This window comes from Bradyrhizobium acaciae (assembly GCF_020889785.1).
GTDB classification, from domain to species: Bacteria; Pseudomonadota; Alphaproteobacteria; order Rhizobiales; family Xanthobacteraceae; genus Bradyrhizobium; species Bradyrhizobium acaciae.
On the sequence record NZ_JACMYK010000014.1, the window covers coordinates 1 to 18,923 of the forward strand.

Sequence of the window (18,923 nt, forward strand, 5' to 3'; positions counted from 1 at the left end):
CCTCCTTGGCGACGGCGACGCCGTCCTTGGTGATGCGCGGAGCGCCGAACGACTTCTCGAGCACCACGTTGCGGCCCTTCGGACCGAGCGTGACCTGTACCGCGTTGGCGAGGATGTCCACACCACGCAGCATGCGGTCGCGCGCGTCTACTCCGAATTTGACTTCTTTGGCTGTCATAACAATTCCCTTGGTTATTCTTTCATCCTTCGGCGCGCCGGCAGGCGCCCCTCGGAGTGAGATGTGCGAGTAGCCGGGTCAGGCGGCCTTCTTCTTGGAAAACACATCGGTGAGAACGCCCATGATGTCGCTTTCCTTCATGATCAAGAGCTCCTGGCTGTCGATCTTGACCTCGGTGCCCGACCACTTGCCGAACAGGACACGATCGCCGACCTGGACGTCGATGGGAATCAGCTTGCCGGTCTCGTCGCGGCCGCCCGGGCCAACGGCGATGACTTCGCCTTGCGAGGGTTTCTCCTTGGCTGTGTCGGGAATGATGATACCGCCAGCGGTCTTCTCTTCAGCGTCGATGCGCCTAACCACGACGCGGTCGTGAAGCGGACGGAAATTCATACGGACCTCCTGAGCGTTTGAACGAGCTGGCGTTTCGCCACATTGCAACAGTATCGGTGATAGCAAGAGCCAGGCCAACGATGAGGAGCGCCTCTTGCCTGCGGTTCTGCTGAATCGTGCACCTGGACTGCGTGTGTTCTAGGTCGGAAGCAGACGTCGTCATGTCTAGAGACAGTCAAGCTGTTGCGAAAATGACATTGCATTTCGTCAACACAACCACATTCCCCTATACTCGCAATCTCTGGATTGTACGCCGCGGGTCCCGCAAACTGAAGGGTAGCGGAACGTAGCGCGACCCCCAGGCGACGGTCCGAATTGGCGTAGCCTTCCGGAACCGAGCCGGTTCGTCGGGAACGCCCGACCACGTGGAGGCCGCGTGCCCCGTCGGAGTGGCCATGATCGATGCTCCTTAGCAGTTCGCGCCGCACCAAGGCTGTTTTCTCCGAGCGCCGCTACAGGAATCGGTGAACGTTGCGGTGAGTTCTGCGACTATCATTCAACGGCGGTCAGCGTGACCTGAGGCGCCCTCAGCAACGTTCGGCGTATTTGCGCTCCTTCAGGCCAAACAGCCTAAAAGTTGTGAGCCGGAGGATCGTGAGTGCGCTAATCTGGAACGCCGGCTGTCAGATGGCAGGGCGCATTGGCTGGGCTGCATTGCGATCGAGGGTGATCGGTCATCGTTGCGCAGGAGCGGTCACTCTGCCTTCGACCGCTCCATCGAGAGCTGCCGGCAGGTAATTTCCGGTCTCCAGGATAGCACCGTCGCCCTAGGACAATCGCTGCGGCTGCCGACGCGACAGACCCCCCTTTGGTATCACCGTCCAGATGGCCATTGGATAAAGGGGTGACGGGCATATGAATTATATACGTTGATATGCATTGTGCGGGGGCGTCTGGCATGTGATTGCGGCTTCGAGCACAAATCTCAACTATTGGGACAAGACCGGTGTCTTCTGTGGAAATACATCAACACATTGTTTCGCTTCTTGAGAAGTCGGATCCGGTCATCCTAGATATCGGATGCAACGACGGAACCGACACGCAACACTTTCTCAACCTCTGCCCGCAAGCGCAGCTTTACTGCTTCGAGCCTGACCCCAGAGCGATCGCGCGCTTCAAGAGGAAGCTGGGCCCATCTCTCGACAAGGTGAAGTTACTTGAAATCGCGATCAGCGATCGAAACGGGATGATCGAATTCCATCCAAGCAATGCAGATGGTGATGCGAAGGAATGGGATCTTTCTGGCTCGATACGCCGCCCGAAAAATCATCTGACTGAGTATGATTGGGTTCGTTTCGATCGTCCCGTCCCGGTTCAAACGCGGCGGCTTGACGATTGGTGCAACGAAGCCGGGCTGAAGTGGGTCGATTTCATCTGGATGGACGTCCAGGGAGCCGAAGCCGACGTCATCGCCGGAGGCATGCAGACCGTCAGCAACACGCGCTTCATCTACACGGAATACAGCGACCGTGAGCTCTACGAAGGGCAGCTATCTCTCCAGGCCATTCTTGACCTGTTGCCATCGTTCGAAGTGGCGGCGCATTATCCGCGCGACGTGGAAGGCGATGTACTGCTTAAAAATATCCGCTTCTAGCGGCTACTTGAATGCGGCGGTCATTTGTAGCTAAAAGACTGATTTGCGCAGTTTATGCCGCCCAAAGCTGCACAACCAGTGATCAATAGGACGAACAAATATAGCTGGTCGGAGGCTTGCGAGCGTCCTTTTGTTCGCGGCTATTGTTGCAGATCCCGCCTATTGCGGCCAGTTCGAGGCTTTGGAGAGAGTCTGACAATCACCCGCTTAGCGAGCCGGGACGACCGGCGATTTTGCGGTCAGTCGCCCGAGCCGTTTCAGACGCTTGAACCAGGACTACCAGCCGGCGCTCCAAGCGTTTAAGCGTCTGAACGGCTGCTGTATGTTCTGGGCCTCTTGGAAGCTGGTGCACTCGTTCGAACAAATGCCAAAGCAATTGCATGAGTTCGCGTAACTCCCTGAGTTGGTCGGATTTCATCACGCACTTAACGCTGCTATCTTGTTTCACGTCGTGAGTTGATGGTCACGCCTTCCCCTGACGTCTTCCTTGTTCGAATGAGTCTGCATCTGCGGGCAACTTGGTCGTAGCAGGCTTCATTTGAAGCTTCCTTTATCCATGCGAGCATAACTGCAGCAGCCGATCATCCCGTAGGCCTCCTCGGCCGTTTTGGGACGAATTAATCTCACGGCCGAGGCTTGGCAAGGACTGTGCCATCGCCAGGCTCAGGGAAAAAAAGGCAGGTGACGATGCTGTGCGCCTTTTGGTCAGTCCGAAAGTCACAGCAGCGGACGAGCGCGACTGATGAAATGAGCGTGATCATAAATCGTAGTCCGCCACTGCGGCCACAGGTCTGACCCGGGCAAAGTGCGATTGTCCGTATAAGAAACCATGAACGGTCGCGCAGCGCGGTGCCGAGCACTCCATCGCTTTTGGAAATGGCACCTGAGCGTTTTTATTGGCTCGCTTGAGCTCGAGCCGCGCGGCGCGCAGGAGCTCCGGCAACGTGCCAGCCAGGTGGAAACGCACCGGGCTCATCCCGACATAGCATCCTACCGGGCGCATCGAGGGCAGATCGTACAGCGTTTGAGAGGGGGCAACGGCGAGGAATTCTCGTTGGTCCGCCAGTGTCTTCCCGGCGAGCGCCAGACGGGCGAATAATCCCGTCGTCGCGTTTCCGCCCTAGGACCTGCAGCCGCGATCGAACTCAGATACTTGTGCCACGTCGAGCAGCCACATTCGCCCTGTGCGTTGTAAAGTCCCCTCCGGCGCACCGAGTGGTAGCGGAAGATCCGGCAATTGACCGGCGTTTGCGGCGATCAGTTCGCGCCAGTGAGCGATAGCAGGATGATCATCGGTCAAATCGCCCAGTCGCTCTCGTTCGGATTCAGCGTGGTCCAAATAGCTGCTCACCTGCGTTCGAAGGCCGTGCCGAGCCAGCCGGGCCGGCCATCGTGCGCAAAGCGAAGATGGTCTTCCTGAACATGGGACGGACGGCGCGGGTCGGGCCGCCAACTAACCGCGTCGGGAACGCTCACCGCCACGCCATTAGCCGACCCGGCTGCCGATCAGTATCGCAAAATTGCTTGATGTCCATGAAGGGCCGCCGCGATGGTTATAGGTGCAAGCCGTGCAAGCGGCGCAGCGGCGAGCACCAGATCCAGAGTATCGAGGCAGTGCCTAGCACACTGCTCGTCAGCAACATGGTGCGCAGGCCCGTTGCAGCAGCGGCCGCGCCGCCGACCAGTGCGCCCAATGAGCCCAGTCCCCACACGACGCAGCGGATGCTCGCATTGACCCGGCCTTGCATCTGCTGCGGGACCAACGCATATCGAATTGGAACTTGCTGCACGTGGTAGAGTCCCTGGCCGGTCCACAGAATGAATTGGGAGAGCGCCACGCATGCCACTGCTGCCCACCAGGGCTCAGTGAGCATGCCTCCAAGACTCATGCCTGCCGCGCTCACCGCCAAGCCGGTCATTAATACGGGACCAAGCCCAATTGTCCGGCCCGCCCACGGTGAGACCGCCGCGCCCACCACACCGCCAAGGGCGCCGATACCGAGCACTATGCCGACGATCTGGCTGTCGAACGCGAGATTCCTGATCAGATGCAGCAGAAACCCCGCAGAATACGCATTGTGCCAAAAGATGAATGTGCCGGTGGCCAGGGTAACGGCCCTCAAAACTGGATTGCCGAATACACTCGCCAACCCTTCTGCCATTTGGACCAGCACAGTGCTCGACGGGGCCGCTGAGCACGAGGCGGCACGCATCGGCACCAGCGCGAGCAATGCGGCGGCGACCAGAAAGGAGACAGAGTCGGCCAGGATTGCGGTTGGAGCGGAGAACGCGTTGATGAGCCAGCCGGCCAGGAACGGACCTGCGGCCATCGCGGTCGCCTGGCTGAACTCCAATGAGCTCTGCGCCCGAACCAGCTGAGACCGGTCCAGGACTGCGGGTATGCACGCCAGATAAGTCACGTCGGCGATCACCGCGGCTACCCCCACCAGCACGGTTGTCGCGTACAGCTGAACCATTCCCAGATGTCCAAGGCTGGCGCACAACGGAATGGTGGCGAGCGTTACCGCCATCACCATATTGGCCGTCAGAAGGATTCGTCGGTGCGGGAGACGGTCGACGATGACCCCGGCGAACAGGCTCACGAAGAGGCACGGTGCCCGACCGCAGGCCAGCAAGAACCCCGCCTGCGCCGGTCCGGCATCCAGCAGGGTAATTGCAGTGAGCGGCAGCGCCAGCACGGTTACGTTGGAGCCCAGCAAGGAAATGGTCTGGCCGACGAGCAGCGCAAGGTAGCTGCTCGGCAGCCGGTGAGGCGCACCTGATCGGTGCCGGCTACTCACGCGTCGCCAGACGAGGTTGAGGTGGACAGATAGCCTAGTCGGGCCAGTTCACTTCCGGCGATCTCCTCAAACTCCAAAATCTGAGCTGGCGTCAAATCCTGGAGATGGCGACCGATCCGCCCCTGATGCAGTGGCTTTCCCGCAGCCTCGGCTGCCGGGTGGTCGTGTGGCTGTTCGAACAACGCGTGTTCGTATTCAGCGTGACGCAGCACGGCCTCGTCCCAAGGCAAGCCGAGGTGATCCAAAATCGTCGCCAGAGTAGTGCGGGGACTGCTGACAAGGTCCTCGTAACGCACCTCGAAGTAACGGCCAGGCGGCGCGATTCTGTGCGGCCGGGATACCACTTCAGCCCAGCCGCGGGCGGCATCGGCAATTGTTCGGTACCCCCACTCAGGAACTGTCCTCAGATGAGAGGCGGCAACGTCGCGACCGTCCCGCACGATATGCACGAAATGTGCACGCGGCCACAGCCGGGCGAAGTCGTCGATCCGGGTGATCTTCCGCTGCAGTTTCAATCCCCAGCGTCGGGCTCCGCTGCGCATCCGGCGCAACTCGCCGATCGCGTTGATCAGGTGGCATCGGTCGGCGAACGAAACAATGTCATTGCCCGTGGCGACCATGACCCTGCCGACAAGTTCGCGCACGTCATCGAAGTCGAGACCGAAGCGGCGACACTGCACCACAAAATGCGTCCCGTCATACCAGAACGGATCGATTGTGTTCTTGCCTGCGCCCATGTGCCGTGAATCGGCCGCAAGCAAATCGATGGCACCTAGAATGTGCGGCCCGAGATTGGGCGGTTCGAGGAAGTCGATCTCTGGTCCGGCTACTAGATCCAGATGCGAGTCGAGCACGATACTCAGCAGGGTGGTGCCCGACCGGTTGTCACCTCCGAGTAGCACCGGCGATGTGGAATATGGATCCGGCTGCGACATGGCCTTGCTCTCTGTTCGACATGCGTGCTTGTCAGTGGACGGGCGCATTGAACCAGCGCCGAACCGCTCCCGGAGTGGCAACGAAATGATCTCTGGCGAACCGTATCGCAGCTGCGACTGGATCCGGGTCGCGGGCCGGGTTCTCCATGCGGGACAGCGCCGCCGCAAGGGCCTCTCCGGCTGCTTCGACGGCGGCCTGCACATCGGTGTCGGACACTGCCGCCGATGGCATGAAACGCCCGCCATACTGCATCAGGAAGCCCCGACCCCACATTTCCTGGAAGAAGGCATGGCCAAGCTCGGCGTGAGCAAATACGACGTCGAACATGGTGGGCCAGGCAAACGCCCATGCCGCGACCTGCTGTCTTGTGAAGACGCCGTTGAGTCCCTTGATCAATTGCTCGCCGACCTCGCGCATCCGGCCCAGCGCGGTCCCGTCGCGCAGGGCGTGTAGGGTGCTCAATGCAGCGGCGAACGGGGTGACTTCGCGCTGATAGGTGTTTCCCATGTATGTCTTTTCGGCCGCGGCGAGTACGTCCGCACGACCCGCGACTGCCGACAGCGCCATTCCGTTCGCCAGTCCTTTGCTCAGTGTAATCAAATCGGGCGTGAGGCCGACCGCCATGTGGTACCCGCCAAGGGCGTAGCGGAATCCCGTCATCACCTCGTCAAGGATCAGCAGGGCGCCGTGCCGATGCACCAGCCTCTGCAGTTCCTGATGGTATTCAGGCGGGAAGAAGTTGACCTCCGGGGTGACGATCACCGCGGCGACGCGCTGGACACTTGCCAGTTCGTCGAGCAAGTCGAGGTTGTAGCGGAAGTCTACGCTGTCCCGGTCCCGATTGGGCAGCCCCATCTCGGGGCGGTCCTGCAACTGCCAGTCATGCCAGCCGTGATATCCGCTGGTCAGTACATGGTTGAGGCCCGTGAACGCGCGGGCAAGGCGCACGGCTGCGGTGGTAGCGCACGATCCGGTGCGGAAAAACATTGAGCGTTCCGCGACGGGGAAGATCTCCGCCAGCCGTTCGGCCAATTCGACCCGGTGCACGGACAGCGGTCCGGGCAGAATCCCCCCGGTACGGCGCATCTCAGCGGCGGCGTGTACCACGACCGGCTCGTATCCGGCCCCGAGCGGTGCGGCACCGCTACAGGAAGTGAAATCGATGTATTGCTTTCCATTGACGTCCCATGCATGCGCGCCTGACGCGCGCGTCAGCACCACCGGAAAACGCCTGTTGAGATCCCACTTCTGCGAGGCAGTGACACGCAGGGCGCGTCGCAGCGCCGATCCATGCCCGTCGGTCGCGGTCACGGTGGCAGTAGGCGTGCTGATCGACAAGACTCGTCTCCGTTGCGCTCGCTACGTCAGCTGTGTGACTATTCTTCGAGCGATCCGCAGCGCGTTCGCCTGAATGGTGAAGGTCGGGTTGACGCCCCCGGCATAGGGGAAGAAGCCGCCATCCGCGACATAGAGATTGTCGATGTCATGCACGCGCCCCCAACGGTCGACCACAGATTGTGTCGGATCGACTCCCGCCCGACAGCCGCCATGGAGATGGCCGCTGCCGAACTGATAATTGGAATCTTGATAATCGACTTGCTTTACCCCAGCCTCGGCCAGCAAGTTCGACGCATGTCGCGACAAGTAGCCTAGTCGGCGCTTGTCGAGGGGATGGGTCCGGTAATCAAGAATGATCTTGGGCAAACCCTGTTCGTTCCGGCTGGTGGCCAGCCGGACCGCATTGTTGCGCATGGGTTGATCGGCCGCCAAAAAATGCAGTCGTAGCCTCATTTCTCCCGAATGCGTGCGTTCAGGCGGACTTGCTTCGTAGATCATTCCGCCGAGCCCCGAAGGCGCCTCGTCGTCCAGGTAGTGATCGGACACCGCGACCGTGGAGAACGGGCGGCCGGCCTGGCGCGTGATCGGCGGATTTAACGTGGTCCTACCGGACACGTAGCCGCTGATCTTAAACGAGATACCACTGCCTACCATGCCAGATGCGTTGCCGATTCCGTTGGGTGCTGCCGGCTGCGCCGACCGTAGGAGCAGGGCGGCAGACTGCACTGCGTTGCCCGCGAGTACCACGCAGCGGGCGCGGACCCGAGCGCGTTGTCGGTTGAGAGTATCCACCCATTCCACCGAATCGGCTCGACTCACGTTGCCGAGATCGATGCGGACGGCCTTGCTGCCGACCGCAATCGTCAGCGCGTCCGGCGGCAGGGCGATACCTGTGAACGGCGAGCGTGCATCGGCCCTTGCGCCGCTCGGGCACAGATGTTCGTTGCATGGTCCCTCGCAGCGACAGGCTGGCCGGCCACGATATGGGATCGAGTTGATTGCCAACGGAGTGGGGAACGGTCGCTGGCCCAGGCGTGCCCCGGCATCGGCAATCAACTGGCCCTGCACACTGTACCGGTGCGGTGGCAGAACGGGAGGATCGCTCGGCGGCTCGAGCGGGTCGGCTCCGGCTACACGGGCCACTCCCACGCGCCGTTCCAGCTCGTCATAGAATGGGCGTAGGTCCGTGTAGTCGATCGGCCAGCTCGGGTCGAGCGCGTCCCCGGCCACATGCGCCCGTGCGTCAAAATCGATGGCGCGATAGCGGAAGGCTATTCCGGCATATAAGGTCATTCCGCCGCCGAGCGCGCTGACGGTCCACGGACGCCCCAACGGGGTCAACGTCCCTGCCGCTGACTGCACCAGGGCGCTATCCATGTCTTTTTGGACGCTCGCCAGCGAAGCTCCGGGAGGAAGTCTTCGCCCCTCCTCGAGAAGGAGTACTCGCAATCCGCGTTGTGCGATCTCGTGAGCGACCATCAAGCCGCTGGCGCCACTCCCGATTACACATACATCAACAATGTCGGCCGTCATTATCCCATCTTCTGGCAACAAATATCGCCGATGCGCTATCGCGCCGTATTCATTAGAGAGGAGGTGCCATCGAACTAAGTCTCGTCGCGAGCGTTGGACGCGCGGCTGATCCATCGATCGCTCCGGATTATCCGGTTTGGCTTCGCTCGTCTGCCAAGGATCATCTGAGATCGTACAATATGACGTCCCGTGCGATTCAAGCCCTTCGAGGCAGCAAACCGCATAAATATGAAGCGGCTTTTCGAAATGCGATACTTGATAGATCTAGAGCTCTCAAAGCAAATCGACCCACATGTGTCCCGATGCTCGCACCAAAGTATATTTTCGTGTTCGAGAGACGCTCGCAAGTTCAGCTTCGCGACGCCATGTGGAAGCTTTTAAGGCCGCAGTTCTGGAATGCGTCGATCGGTCGCCACTCTCGCACATCGCCCTTAATTGTACGCGGTTTGATCGCGAGTGACTCAGCCGGTCTGATGGACCGACCGGTAATTAAAATTCGTTCTCAACTCTCCGCAATCATCAGACGCCGGCAAGAACACCTGAAACTATGCCCTTCATGGGCAGCAAAAAATGCCCGGCCTCATCGATGGCCGGGCGGAGTCAGTCTGGGGGAGCGAGGCTGCTAAGCATCGCGCCAGCTTCCGTCGACAGAGGGAGGGCTGCCGGCGGTTATTTGCGGCAAAGAGTTCACCGCAAATTCAATTGCGAAGGATCGTGTCGGGCAAATCTGGCGGCGAGTATTCCTCCTTCGCGTCATCATCATGGATGATGGTTGCAACAGTGAAGTTAACCTCTGCTGCACATTTTCCGACCGCATCAGCGCTCATCATGGCAGCAACAGTGGGTCCTTTCGGGCTCCCTTGTTAGCTACTCTGAGATGATACAACGTGACGCCGCGTGCGATACAAGCTCTTTGAGCTGACCCGCATACATTCGAGCGGACGGCCTTTTACCATCAGCTAAGTGCTTCGAGAGGGGGCAGAGGTACGTGTTGCATCGTTATTTGATAGTCGCGTACTACACTGTAATCGAGACGCGATGCGCGTCATGTTTTCCATCTGATCTCGTGCCTTTTGACCTTTCCAGAAGCTGACGGGCTATCTGATTGGCGGCCGAGAAACTTCAGCGCACCTTTTGAGCGTCTTGTTAGCCAGCCGAATGACAAGGTCGGTGTCGACGATCCCAAATGCGCGATGATCATTTACCAAGACTAGACAGGATTGGTTCGAGTATGATGGGCTCGGTGTCCGATCCGAGCTTCTTTACCGGGGAGTTGCGCGGCGCGGCTCATTCGGCGGGCACATCACAGCTAAGCGCCAAAGCTGTGCTGGCAACACGCAAATCGCTCTCCCATGGCCGCGAGCTCCTGGCGATTGACAATGCAGATTTTCTGGATCTTGCCGGCGTCGCCTAGGAGCAATGCATTCGCCTCAAAGTCAATTACAACCCAGCGCTCGGTCTTGCCTGTCGAATGGTGAATGCCGCCTGCGATGTCTGACAAAGCTGCGGAGGCAGAAACGGCCGAAGCAATTCAGCGCATCAGGTAGGAGGGACGGAATTCTGCAAGCGATTCGAGCCGATCTCGCTGAAGAAGATCAACAGCATGTCCGTTCCATTCAATAAGCTTCCTGCGCCGAAGCTCCTGGATTGTCCGATTCACGTGCACCGTCGAAAGGCCGCATGCATCGGCGATGTCTTGCTGTGTGAACGGAACATGGAAGCGACCATTGTCCAGAAGACTGACGAGCTCAAGCCGCGCGGCGATCTCGCAGAGAAGATGAGCAAGTCGGGGCAGCGCTGCTCGGGAGCCAAGATTTTCGATCCATTCGCGATAGATCGCCGTATGGATCAACGTCTCCCGCCAAAACGCATGGGTGAGCGTAGCGGACTTTGCGAGGATATCCCTAAGGTAAGAGTGGGGTACAAGGGCAATGACGCTCATGCCGATGCTGCAGAGATCCCGATCCATTTCCGGGAAGTGAAGGGTGTGCAGGTCGGGGATGTCACCAGGTACATAGAATGACGTTATTTGAGTCCGATCCGATGCCACTCTTTGGCGAGACAGAAAGCCGCCCATCACGACCGCACAACTTGCAGGACGATCCCCCTGGCGTGCCAGGCACTCGCCCGGAGAAAGCCGTTTGATGGTGTGAGGCATGCTTTCGAGCTCAGCTTGGTCTCGCTCGGACAAGCCTGTGACGCCCCGTAGGCGCGCAATGAGCATTTGGTGCGGCAAGCGTACCCCGTTCTATCGCCGGGGTACGCCGATATCGACACCTTTCCCCACCAGCTATGGCCGCGGCCATTCTGCATGGTTCCCTTTGATGTTCAACATTTCTTCTACTCTCCTATTCGAGTTTACGCGATCTCTGGGGGGATACCGGATAGCCCACAAAAGTACCGGACGATGACCTATGGCCATTCCTGAAAGCTCGACGATAGACCACTTACTTCTGGAGAACGACGAAACATGGCGCGCGACCGCAGTGGACCGCCGAGCTGCGATATCCTCCGACCGAGCGTCAAGGCTCACGAGCGTGCAGCCAACGTCGGCTCGACACAGACGCCTTCCGCGTCGTGTCCTGGCGGCACCCAACAAAAGTTACCGGAGCCGGGGGCGCTCGTCTGGCTGCGCAAGAATGTATCTAATTTGCGGTCGATCATGAGTGAGGATGGACGTCGTCGAACGGGCGGCCGGCTCTGAAACCCCTGAAACACGATCGGCAGACCTCCTCAGCTGGGATGGCGATCGCCTCTGGGATAGGTTTCAGGGCGGTGCGCTCTGTCATCAAGGTGACCCAAGAGGAATCCGAATTGTTTATTCGTTCCGGCTCCAAGAGGACAAAGCTCGACGTCCTGCCGCGTCATGCCAGCAAGTTTACGTATGTACGAAACGGACCGATCTGTAGCGCGGATAACGCATTGATCGGCTCGGCGAGACAGTTGGATCGTTGCGTACAGTGTTTAGTGGCGTAGAATGGCCGATGTTCCCGTACAATTACGGGGCAATAGGGTGTGCTTGAATTGTCGTTCGCGGTTATTTGGTCGGATAGAGGGTCAAATGAATCATGCGGTTGGGAGCCGCTATGAACTGTCGACAACGACAGATGAAGAGCGTGAGCTGGTGCGCTGCAGACGGGAGATAGCGCGTCTCAAACAGCTGGTCGTGCAGCTTTCTGAACTCGTCTTGCGCAATGTCACGCAAAACGCAGAGGGCCGAAATTCGCAATCCGGCTGACCCGCTCGCCCGTATACCGAACGGTCAATCCGCAGGTGACGGACGTTAGGCAAGAGCCATTATGGTCCGCAGTGCGGCGTCGCCCCGAGGGAGGGGAGCGGCCCCGCCCTTGTTCTTCATGGGGCGGGGCCACGTAATCTCCGGTCGAACCGCGTGGATCGATGCACATGCGTGATCCGTGTCGCACGAAAGAATGTAAGTCTGCAGGCACTCGTCGGCCGATTTATCTTGTCGATCGCTCATAGACCTGCGCTATGCAGGTCTTACAGATTGCCTCGATCCCGCGCTGGTGTTGAACCCGGGGAGCGGGCCGTGCAAGGATCGGGTAAAGTCAACGATCAGCGTTTTGCATGCGGTGCTCTGCTTTATGCCGATGTTGATCATGGCGAATTTGGTGAAATTCCGTCAAAGAAGGTCGTGTCCTAGACTTGGCGCACGCGATCATTCTGTTGTGATGGTGCGCCTTGTGCACCCCCGAGTAGCCTCATGTTGAGCCGTCCGCCCGTTAACAGCATGTCATCCAGCGCCTGGTCGATATCATGGGAGATGACCGACTTCCCACCATCGCGCACGATGGATGATTGCGCGATGCGCCGCATCAATTCCTTTATGAAAGCCGCGGCGACTCCCTCGGTGCGGCGCAGGGCTTCCTCGACAATGGCGTCGGTGAGCGGCAGGGCTCTCCCATAGAGCCGTCCAGTTTGCTGCACACGCCCCTCAGCTGTTTACTTTGCTGGGCAACCATCACGCTCCCGGAGAGCATGGGTTTTGCGACATTAATCGCACCGACATTCAACGCAACCATAGTTGGACATGCGACGTGAATGAAGGGAGCGGATAGGCCTGTTTCGGACTTGAATTGCTTGTGCGTCGGACCACCGCTCGGTGGCGTGCGAAGCTGCACGGATCCCTTTCGGCCTGACAGCCATGGGCCTCTTCATCAGTGAATGTACGCAAAAGGTAGCGATAAAAACTGTGCGGCCAAGACATATGGCTAATAGCTGTCTCCGCTATCGATCACCGGCTGGTGGAAGCGGCTGTGCAATATCGTGCCGCTTGGCCCAGTCGGGCAGGTGAGAAACGACCAATCTTCTGACGCATGAATCGGCAAAGCGCCGCCACACGGAACTTAGCCTTGTGTTTTCGCTTACGATAGCTTTTAAAGGCACCACTTCCGGAACTTGGCAACGGCCTAACAATTTGCACGTTGCCATGCTCAATGTGAGGAGTACCGGCGGAGTTCGTCAATTCGAGACCGTTCTCTGCCTCGTCGAGAGGTGTCATGATGTCCAAGATGACCAAGAGCCAGCTAATTGACTCGATTGCTAATGGAACGCAGCTTCCCAAAGCTGACGTAAGGGCCGTAATTGAGCAGCTGGCGATTGTAGGCTACAAAGAATTGCATGACTGCGGGGAGTTCGTCATTCCCGGCATGGTGAAAATGTCAGTTGTGAGCAAACCTCCTACTGAAGCCCGCATCGGCGTCAATCCGTTCACGAAGGCGCCAATGAAATTTGCGGCGAAGCCGGCTCGTAAATCCGTTAAGGCGTCACCACTCAAGGTCGCTAAAGACGTATTCGCGGCATAGTCCATCCGTGCCGTGCCTCGATTTTCGGTTGCGAAGCTCCTCCATTAAGGCTGAGCTCAGCGGAGGATCATTGTCGCATCACTGACAAATTGGCTCAGCGTCCGCTCGGCTTCCTGGTTATGATGCGAGCAGGTACGTCCAGCGGCGCAGGAGCCGTACACGGATGCTGCAAAGCATTATCCTACCGCTTAGCCCGAGGGACTCCCGCGTACACCGAGCGTCTGTCGACAACAATAAGTTTTGTTCCGTGCGATCACAGTACGGCGTTTTCCCGCTTTGTACACATTGTCGCGCTTGGCTTACTTTCGATCGGTTTTGCGGTTTGCATGCTCGCGATAGACCGCAAGGGGCCGGACAGCAACAGGACGCCTATAGATCGATCACCACGGACAAAGTCGGATCCCTGCACGTCTTCGATCCTCCGCGACTGCCGACCGGACAGCCAAATTTGTGTGTGCGGCATCTTGTACTACGCATGAGCTGCTCTTCGCCGGTGAGAACTGCGTCAGTGCTCGAGCGACGCCGCAGGCATTAGTCAGGAGATCGTGTTCGCTGGCGGGCCGCTTTCGCTTAAACTAGCTCTACAGTCGGCCAAAACAGACCTCCTGCATCGAGCACATCCGTCCGACAGCGCTTCGCAGCTTCGGGCAAACCGGGTTACTTGGTTAGCCGAAGGCGCCAGCTACGCGCGTTTGCCGCGGTTGCCGCGTTTGTCGTCTTCGGCGACATTTCCGACCTCGCTTGCTCAGGCGAATCGTCCGTCCAGCGTACCGAACCGAATGGCCTTTCCAGCATGCGGCGAACACGTACCGGTGCAGGACCGATGTGGAAGTGAACGGCCCGCCGCTCCAGGGCACGTTCCGATTGGGTCGGGCGGTTGCGCCAGCGCAAGTAGTCGAACCAGGTCGGAAAGTGATAGCGTTCGGTCCACAATTCGGGATCGGCGATGTCGCGCGCGATCGACCAGCCATAGGCACCGTTGCGCTGGCGGGACACTTGCACGTCTTGCATGACGTTGTAAAACGCGCGGGCGTTCTCTTGTGCAATCCGGTATTCGATCTCGACGACGAGCGGCCCACTACGTCCAGTCAACGCGAGCCGTACTTCGGGATCGGCGAGCAGCTCGGGCTCTTCACCCCGCGCGCCGACACGGGGCATCGGTAGCCAATGGCCGATGAGTGTTGAGGCGAGCATCAGCGCGGCCGACACCAGCAGCGCGGTTTCAACGCCGGCCGCGTCCGTCAGATTGCCCCACGCCCAGCTGCCGACGGCAATCCCGCCTGAACTCGCCGCCTGATAGGCCGCGAGCGAGCGACCGGTCACCCAGCGTGGCGCCGACAGCTGAACTCCGATGTTGAACACCGCCCATGTCAGCATCCACACGGCTCCTGCCAGGACCAGCGCGGCCGCGGTCAATAGCGGCTGGCGGCTAAGCGCCACGGCAGCCATCGCCGCGCCCATTGCCAATGCACAGGCGCGAACCGCAGCCTCGCCGCTCATCCGCCTGCGGATCTCGGCAATGTTCAACGCGCCGACCACGGCCCCGACGCCAAAAGCACCAAGCATAATGCCGTAGGTCTGGGCGTCGCCATGCAATACATCCCGCACGACCAGAGGCATCAGCGCAGTAATCGCGCCGCCTCCGACGCCGGTTACAAGGGTACGAAGCAATACGACTTTGATCGATGGCGAATTGCTGATGTAGCGCACGCCAGATATCATTGCGCGGCTCAATCTTTCAGGCGGCAAGCGTGAGGGGGCACGGGCACGCTTCCAAAGGAATAATGCGGCCATCAGCGGCAGATAGAGTAGCGTATTGAGAGCGAATGCGGCCACTGCACCAGCGCTAGCTACCACCACGCCGCCGATCGCCGGGCCGACGCTCCGTGCGATATTGTAGCTGATGCCATTCAGCGCAATGGCCGCAGGTAGATGCGCTTCCAACGGCACTTGTTCGCTTACGGATGATTGCCAGGCCGGTCCCATAAGCGCCATGCCGCTGCCGACCACGAAGCAGAGTACGAGCAAGACGTTCGGTGTGGCCAAGCCAAGCCAGGCGGCCACCGTAAGGCCAGTTGCGCCGGCGAGCGCGACGCCAAGCGAAACCAATGCCACGATGCGGCGATCGTACATATCGGCGATTGCGCCCGCTGGTATTGAAATCAGCATCACCGGCAGCAACAGCGCGGTCTGCACCAACGCCACTTTGTCAGCCGATGACGTCATCTGCGTCATCGCCCAGGCTGCACCCACACCTTGTATCAAGCTGCCGACATTGGACAGGAGGCTCGCAATCCAGATACGACGGAAAGTTGCGTGCCGCAGAGGCGCCGCGATGCCGTCGGCGCTACGTGGCTGGGCTTTTGCTGAATCGTTCATGTTGGATCGCGATGATCTATCATGATTTGATTCTGGTACGGATCACAAGGATGTTCCCGGCGTGATGTCGCAGCGGAATGAGGCGCGACGATCTGATGACGATGTTTCGTTGCCTACGTATCTTCCATTGCACCAAGCGCCGTTCATTGGTGACTTTAATGCGGCATCGAGCCCATACAGGGACACATTGACAGACGCTGGATCGCTCACGCGCAATCTTTGTACGTAACGAACAAATGGTGAAGTCGATGAGTGCGGAATCGCTCGTCGGTGGGTAGAGTGAACTACGACCCTAAGAAGCCGAATGCCTATGGCACAGTACTATCCATAGTTCACGTGTTTCGCAGCGTCTGGGAGACCGTTGTTGTCCCTCGAGGTGAGCGGTTGCAAACAGAATAGGCTGGGCAGCGTCCCTCCGTCGCACGCTCTACTGCGGCGGGGATCTCCCTAGAACACAATGAGATGCAACAGAGTGCTATCCCGGCTCAGCCCGAGAGCTCTTTACCTCAATGGCTGCAAGTTTGTCGCAGGCTGCTGTTGGATGGCCGGTCCTCATGGAAACCCTGCCGGTGCTGAACTTCCGAGCAGGAGACGGCCAGCGCTCTGAAGTGTTCCTTCGTTTAAGGCTGCGTGCTGCGCAACCACGAAACTGTCGCACATCGCGCGCGCGAGATTGCTTGTCGAATAGAGTGATTGCGTTCCTGCGAGACTGCTCGCGATCTTGCAAACCTCAGCGCTCTCTCGGGCGGCGTTGGTCGCGGCAAGGCGCATCAGGTTCGTCGTATTCGACTGCACCGCATCCTGCAAAGCTTCGTTCCATAGCTCCTCGGTGGCTTCATAAAAGAAGGAGCGTGCGGAGCGCAGCATGGCTTCGGCTCTGGCGGCCTCCAGCTGAACGTAGCCGCGCTCTGCCATCACTGGCGCTCCAGTAATCGAGGCGCGGCTCCGGGCCATGACAATCACCTCGTCTAACGCGGAGCGCGCAATGCCGATGCCCACAATCGCATGCGCCTGCGCAGCAAAAGTCACCGAAGGGTAACGATGGAGGGGCCCGTCGAAAGCCGGTGGACCGCCGCGAATCAACGTCCATTCCTCTGGTACGATTACATTATCGACAACGATGTCATGACTGCCGGTGCCTTGCAGGCCGATGACCTCCCAATTGGGACGGATTGTTACCTTGTCGGCCGGCATCACGGCTATACGTGCAAGTCCGCCTGTAGGATCATCGTCGAGAGTGATTCCAACACCAATTAGCTCCGCGCCGGGTGATCCGCTTGCGAAGGGCCACACGCCGTTCACGACAAACCCGTCGGCACATCGTTGAGCGGGCTGGAGCGGGAAGACTGCACCCGCGTACACCACGTCAGGTCCATTGGTATATACGCGGCAAAGCGTGTCTTCGGGGAGAGCAGAGAGGTAGCGAGCCCCGTCGCCGAAGCTGGCGACCCAACCGGCCGATCCGTCCGCTTCGGAAATACGCTCGATCAGGCGACAAAAATCTGCAGGCGTTCTCTCGTCGCCGCCAAAGCGTTTGTCGGCCAAAGCCCGGTAAACGCCAACGCGTTTGAATGCCTGAATAACGTCATCTGGAACCTTCTGCGCGCGGGCAAACTCGCTACGGCGCGCGCGGATATCGGCCAACAACGGCGACAGATCATCACTCGTTGCAGTGGAAACGTCCGTTTCTGCCGCGATCGTTCCTGGTGGAGCGTTCATGTTTGTCCTCGGTGCTAAGACAACCAGCGGTGTGGCCGGTCATTGATGGAGATTGCGAAGCGCATGGCTGAGCCGGCCGTATTGACTGAAGCCGGAGAAGATCGCCGATTGCCGCAGTTGATATTGATCGTGACCAGCCCCGCAGACTCATCCCTCTCCAAACCGCTTGCCGAACTGGATCGGATCAACAACACGGTCGCGAGGGGTCCGAAGGCTGAGCAACACATGGCCAATCGGCGCTGCCCTTGAGGTTGGAACGGTAAGCAGACAACTGCGTCGGCGGCATCCGTCCTAATCCCTTCGACCAGGCTGCGAAAGTTGACGATAGCGCTTGGTTTCCATCTCTTCTCAAACTGGGAAGTTGGAGACTTGCGGACCGGATCCGTTTATCGTCTCACCAGCAATCGATGTGCCATCAAACAGGGCCTGTTGGCTGTGTTTCCGTGGAAGATAAATCGCGTGGCACGAGCCGGGTCAGCGGGATGTTAGCGACAACTGTGTCTGGTTCCAGCCTCATCGCGTCTTCAAGCGGACAGGACGCGAGGTGAATGACTGTTAATGGATCTCGACCAAGGACGCGCCCGCCTCGGTCATTTGCCGTCACTGCGACTTGGCGATATGGCGTATCGCTGCAAAGGCACCCAAGATACATAGCCGAGCCAAGAGACCGCGCGACCGCCTTGTGTCCGAGACGTGCATCGTTTGCCCAGCACCCTGCTGGTGAGATCAGTGCTACACGACAGCTCAGATAGCGATCGACGTTGGCGCGCGCGGGTGCCCGTATATGTCGCCGCTCTTTGTTGTAAGGAACGTTCGATGCAAAGCCAATGTTACCACCGAATGCCAGCACGCGCCGGCATTTGTCGCTGTTTACCCCTTGCACCACTCCGAAGAACGACCTAACTCCCGTGCCTCCTCGCTGCACGCGCAACGGGACCTGATTAGAGCTCGCCAGGTCCCCGATGGCAAGTGATACCACGAGCTGGCCAGGCGAGCAGATCTTCACGTTTCACCATCGGTTAAGCCTTGTACCGTCCGAACGCACGTACTGTACCAACCATTGCGCACGCAACGAGCTGTTCCGTTTCGGTTTCCGAAAGCGTTATGAGTTCGGAAGGAGTAGCTGCCTTGCGAATTAACGCTACACATCGGCGGGTTAAATCTAATCCAAGTTGGATTGTTCGACCTATCCCAGCGATGCGTTGCGAGTTCCGGTCTGCCGTCAG

Annotated in this window: 15 protein-coding genes and 1 pseudogene; 5 read left to right on the plus strand and 11 right to left on the minus strand. The window is 59.1% G+C overall.

The features are described 5' to 3' along the window. Both H8A92_RS08905 and H8A92_RS08910 read right to left on the minus strand, forming a co-directional pair. Positions 1 to 178, minus strand: a pseudogene (locus tag H8A92_RS08905) (TCP-1/cpn60 chaperonin family protein); the annotation flags it as partial. Positions 179 to 256: 78 nt separating this feature from the next. Then, positions 257 to 571: a co-chaperone GroES gene (locus H8A92_RS08910; RefSeq protein WP_229158150.1), complete on the minus strand. Its 315-nt coding sequence runs from the start codon at positions 569 to 571 to the stop codon at positions 257 to 259. Between the two features lie 946 nt (positions 572 to 1,517). Here H8A92_RS08910 and H8A92_RS08915 point away from each other — a divergent pair. Then, entirely contained in the window at positions 1,518 to 2,165 is a 648-nt protein-coding gene (locus H8A92_RS08915; RefSeq protein ID WP_338026515.1) for an FkbM family methyltransferase, read from the plus strand. A gap of 757 nt (positions 2,166 to 2,922) precedes the next feature. On the opposite strand, the gene H8A92_RS08920 is transcribed toward H8A92_RS08915, so the two are convergent. The 5 genes from H8A92_RS08920 to H8A92_RS08940 all read right to left on the minus strand — a co-directional run bounded on the left by H8A92_RS08920 (position 2,923) and on the right by H8A92_RS08940 (position 8,773). Continuing rightward, a complete protein-coding gene (locus tag H8A92_RS08920; RefSeq protein ID WP_229195467.1) occupies positions 2,923 to 3,132 on the minus strand; it encodes a hypothetical protein in 210 nt (69 codons plus the stop codon). A gap of 586 nt (positions 3,133 to 3,718) precedes the next feature. Further along, positions 3,719 to 4,966, minus strand: coding sequence for an MFS transporter (locus H8A92_RS08925; RefSeq protein WP_338026516.1), 1,248 nt, complete (start codon positions 4,964 to 4,966; stop codon positions 3,719 to 3,721). Beyond that, positions 4,963 to 5,901, minus strand: a complete 939-nt coding sequence (locus tag H8A92_RS08930) for a sulfotransferase family protein (RefSeq protein ID WP_229195469.1) — start codon at positions 5,899 to 5,901, stop codon at positions 4,963 to 4,965. The genes H8A92_RS08925 and H8A92_RS08930 overlap by 4 nt, the downstream gene beginning before the upstream one ends. Positions 5,902 to 5,932: 31 nt before the next feature. After that, positions 5,933 to 7,240 (minus strand): aminotransferase class III-fold pyridoxal phosphate-dependent enzyme, encoded by a 1,308-nt coding sequence (locus tag H8A92_RS08935; RefSeq protein WP_229195470.1) that lies wholly within the window; start codon positions 7,238 to 7,240, stop codon positions 5,933 to 5,935. Between the two features lie 21 nt (positions 7,241 to 7,261). Continuing rightward, complete coding sequence (locus tag H8A92_RS08940) at positions 7,262 to 8,773, minus strand: FAD-dependent oxidoreductase (protein ID WP_229195471.1); 1,512 nt, start codon at positions 8,771 to 8,773, stop codon at positions 7,262 to 7,264. Positions 8,774 to 10,004: 1,231 nt separating this feature from the next. Here H8A92_RS08940 and H8A92_RS08945 point away from each other — a divergent pair. Then, positions 10,005 to 10,187: a hypothetical protein gene (locus H8A92_RS08945; protein WP_229195472.1), complete on the plus strand. Its 183-nt coding sequence runs from the start codon at positions 10,005 to 10,007 to the stop codon at positions 10,185 to 10,187. 117 nt (positions 10,188 to 10,304) lie between these two features. Here the strand turns inward: H8A92_RS08945 and H8A92_RS08950 are convergent, their stop codons facing one another. After that, a complete protein-coding gene (locus tag H8A92_RS08950) occupies positions 10,305 to 10,931 on the minus strand; it encodes a Crp/Fnr family transcriptional regulator (protein ID WP_229195473.1) in 627 nt (208 codons plus the stop codon). A gap of 903 nt (positions 10,932 to 11,834) precedes the next feature. Here H8A92_RS08950 and H8A92_RS08955 point away from each other — a divergent pair. Further along, positions 11,835 to 12,011: a hypothetical protein gene (locus H8A92_RS08955; protein ID WP_229195474.1), complete on the plus strand. Its 177-nt coding sequence runs from the start codon at positions 11,835 to 11,837 to the stop codon at positions 12,009 to 12,011. A 422-nt stretch (positions 12,012 to 12,433) separates the two neighbouring features. Here the strand turns inward: H8A92_RS08955 and H8A92_RS08960 are convergent, their stop codons facing one another. Further along, positions 12,434 to 12,721, minus strand: coding sequence for a hypothetical protein (locus H8A92_RS08960; RefSeq protein ID WP_229195475.1), 288 nt, complete (start codon positions 12,719 to 12,721; stop codon positions 12,434 to 12,436). Positions 12,722 to 13,296: 575 nt separating this feature from the next. Between H8A92_RS08960 and H8A92_RS08965 the strand changes: the two genes are divergently transcribed. Continuing rightward, a complete protein-coding gene (locus H8A92_RS08965; RefSeq protein WP_229195476.1) occupies positions 13,297 to 13,599 on the plus strand; it encodes an HU family DNA-binding protein in 303 nt (100 codons plus the stop codon). 657 nt (positions 13,600 to 14,256) lie between these two features. Here the strand turns inward: H8A92_RS08965 and H8A92_RS08970 are convergent. Both H8A92_RS08970 and H8A92_RS08975 read right to left on the minus strand, forming a co-directional pair. Beyond that, positions 14,257 to 15,978, minus strand: a complete 1,722-nt coding sequence (locus H8A92_RS08970; protein WP_229195477.1) for an MFS transporter — start codon at positions 15,976 to 15,978, stop codon at positions 14,257 to 14,259. A gap of 552 nt (positions 15,979 to 16,530) precedes the next feature. Continuing rightward, entirely contained in the window at positions 16,531 to 17,697 is a 1,167-nt protein-coding gene (locus tag H8A92_RS08975; protein WP_229195478.1) for an acyl-CoA dehydrogenase family protein, read from the minus strand. 63 nt (positions 17,698 to 17,760) lie between these two features. Here H8A92_RS08975 and H8A92_RS08980 point away from each other — a divergent pair, with 63 nt between their 5' ends. Next, positions 17,761 to 17,946: a hypothetical protein gene (locus H8A92_RS08980; protein WP_229195479.1), complete on the plus strand. Its 186-nt coding sequence runs from the start codon at positions 17,761 to 17,763 to the stop codon at positions 17,944 to 17,946. Positions 17,947 to 18,923: the final 977 nt, after the last annotated feature.

Excerpts from the sequence above, each read along its gene's own strand:
- H8A92_RS08930 (WP_229195469.1), bottom strand. The coding sequence starts at position 5,901 with ATGTCGCAGCCGGATCCATATTCCACATCGCCGGTGCTACTCGGAGGT.
- H8A92_RS08945 (WP_229195472.1), top strand. The coding sequence starts at position 10,005 with ATGATGGGCTCGGTGTCCGATCCGAGCTTCTTTACCGGGGAGTTGCGC.
- H8A92_RS08955 (WP_229195474.1), top strand. The coding sequence starts at position 11,835 with ATGAATCATGCGGTTGGGAGCCGCTATGAACTGTCGACAACGACAGAT.
- H8A92_RS08965 (WP_229195476.1), top strand. The coding sequence starts at position 13,297 with ATGTCCAAGATGACCAAGAGCCAGCTAATTGACTCGATTGCTAATGGA.
- H8A92_RS08950 (WP_229195473.1), bottom strand. The coding sequence starts at position 10,931 with ATGCCTCACACCATCAAACGGCTTTCTCCGGGCGAGTGCCTGGCACGC.
- H8A92_RS08975 (WP_229195478.1), bottom strand. The coding sequence starts at position 17,697 with ATGAACGCTCCACCAGGAACGATCGCGGCAGAAACGGACGTTTCCACT.
- H8A92_RS08980 (WP_229195479.1), top strand. The coding sequence starts at position 17,761 with ATGGCTGAGCCGGCCGTATTGACTGAAGCCGGAGAAGATCGCCGATTG.
- H8A92_RS08940 (WP_229195471.1), bottom strand. The coding sequence starts at position 8,773 with ATGACGGCCGACATTGTTGATGTATGTGTAATCGGGAGTGGCGCCAGC.
- H8A92_RS08970 (WP_229195477.1), bottom strand. The coding sequence starts at position 15,978 with ATGAACGATTCAGCAAAAGCCCAGCCACGTAGCGCCGACGGCATCGCG.
- H8A92_RS08910 (WP_229158150.1), bottom strand. The coding sequence starts at position 571 with ATGAATTTCCGTCCGCTTCACGACCGCGTCGTGGTTAGGCGCATCGAC.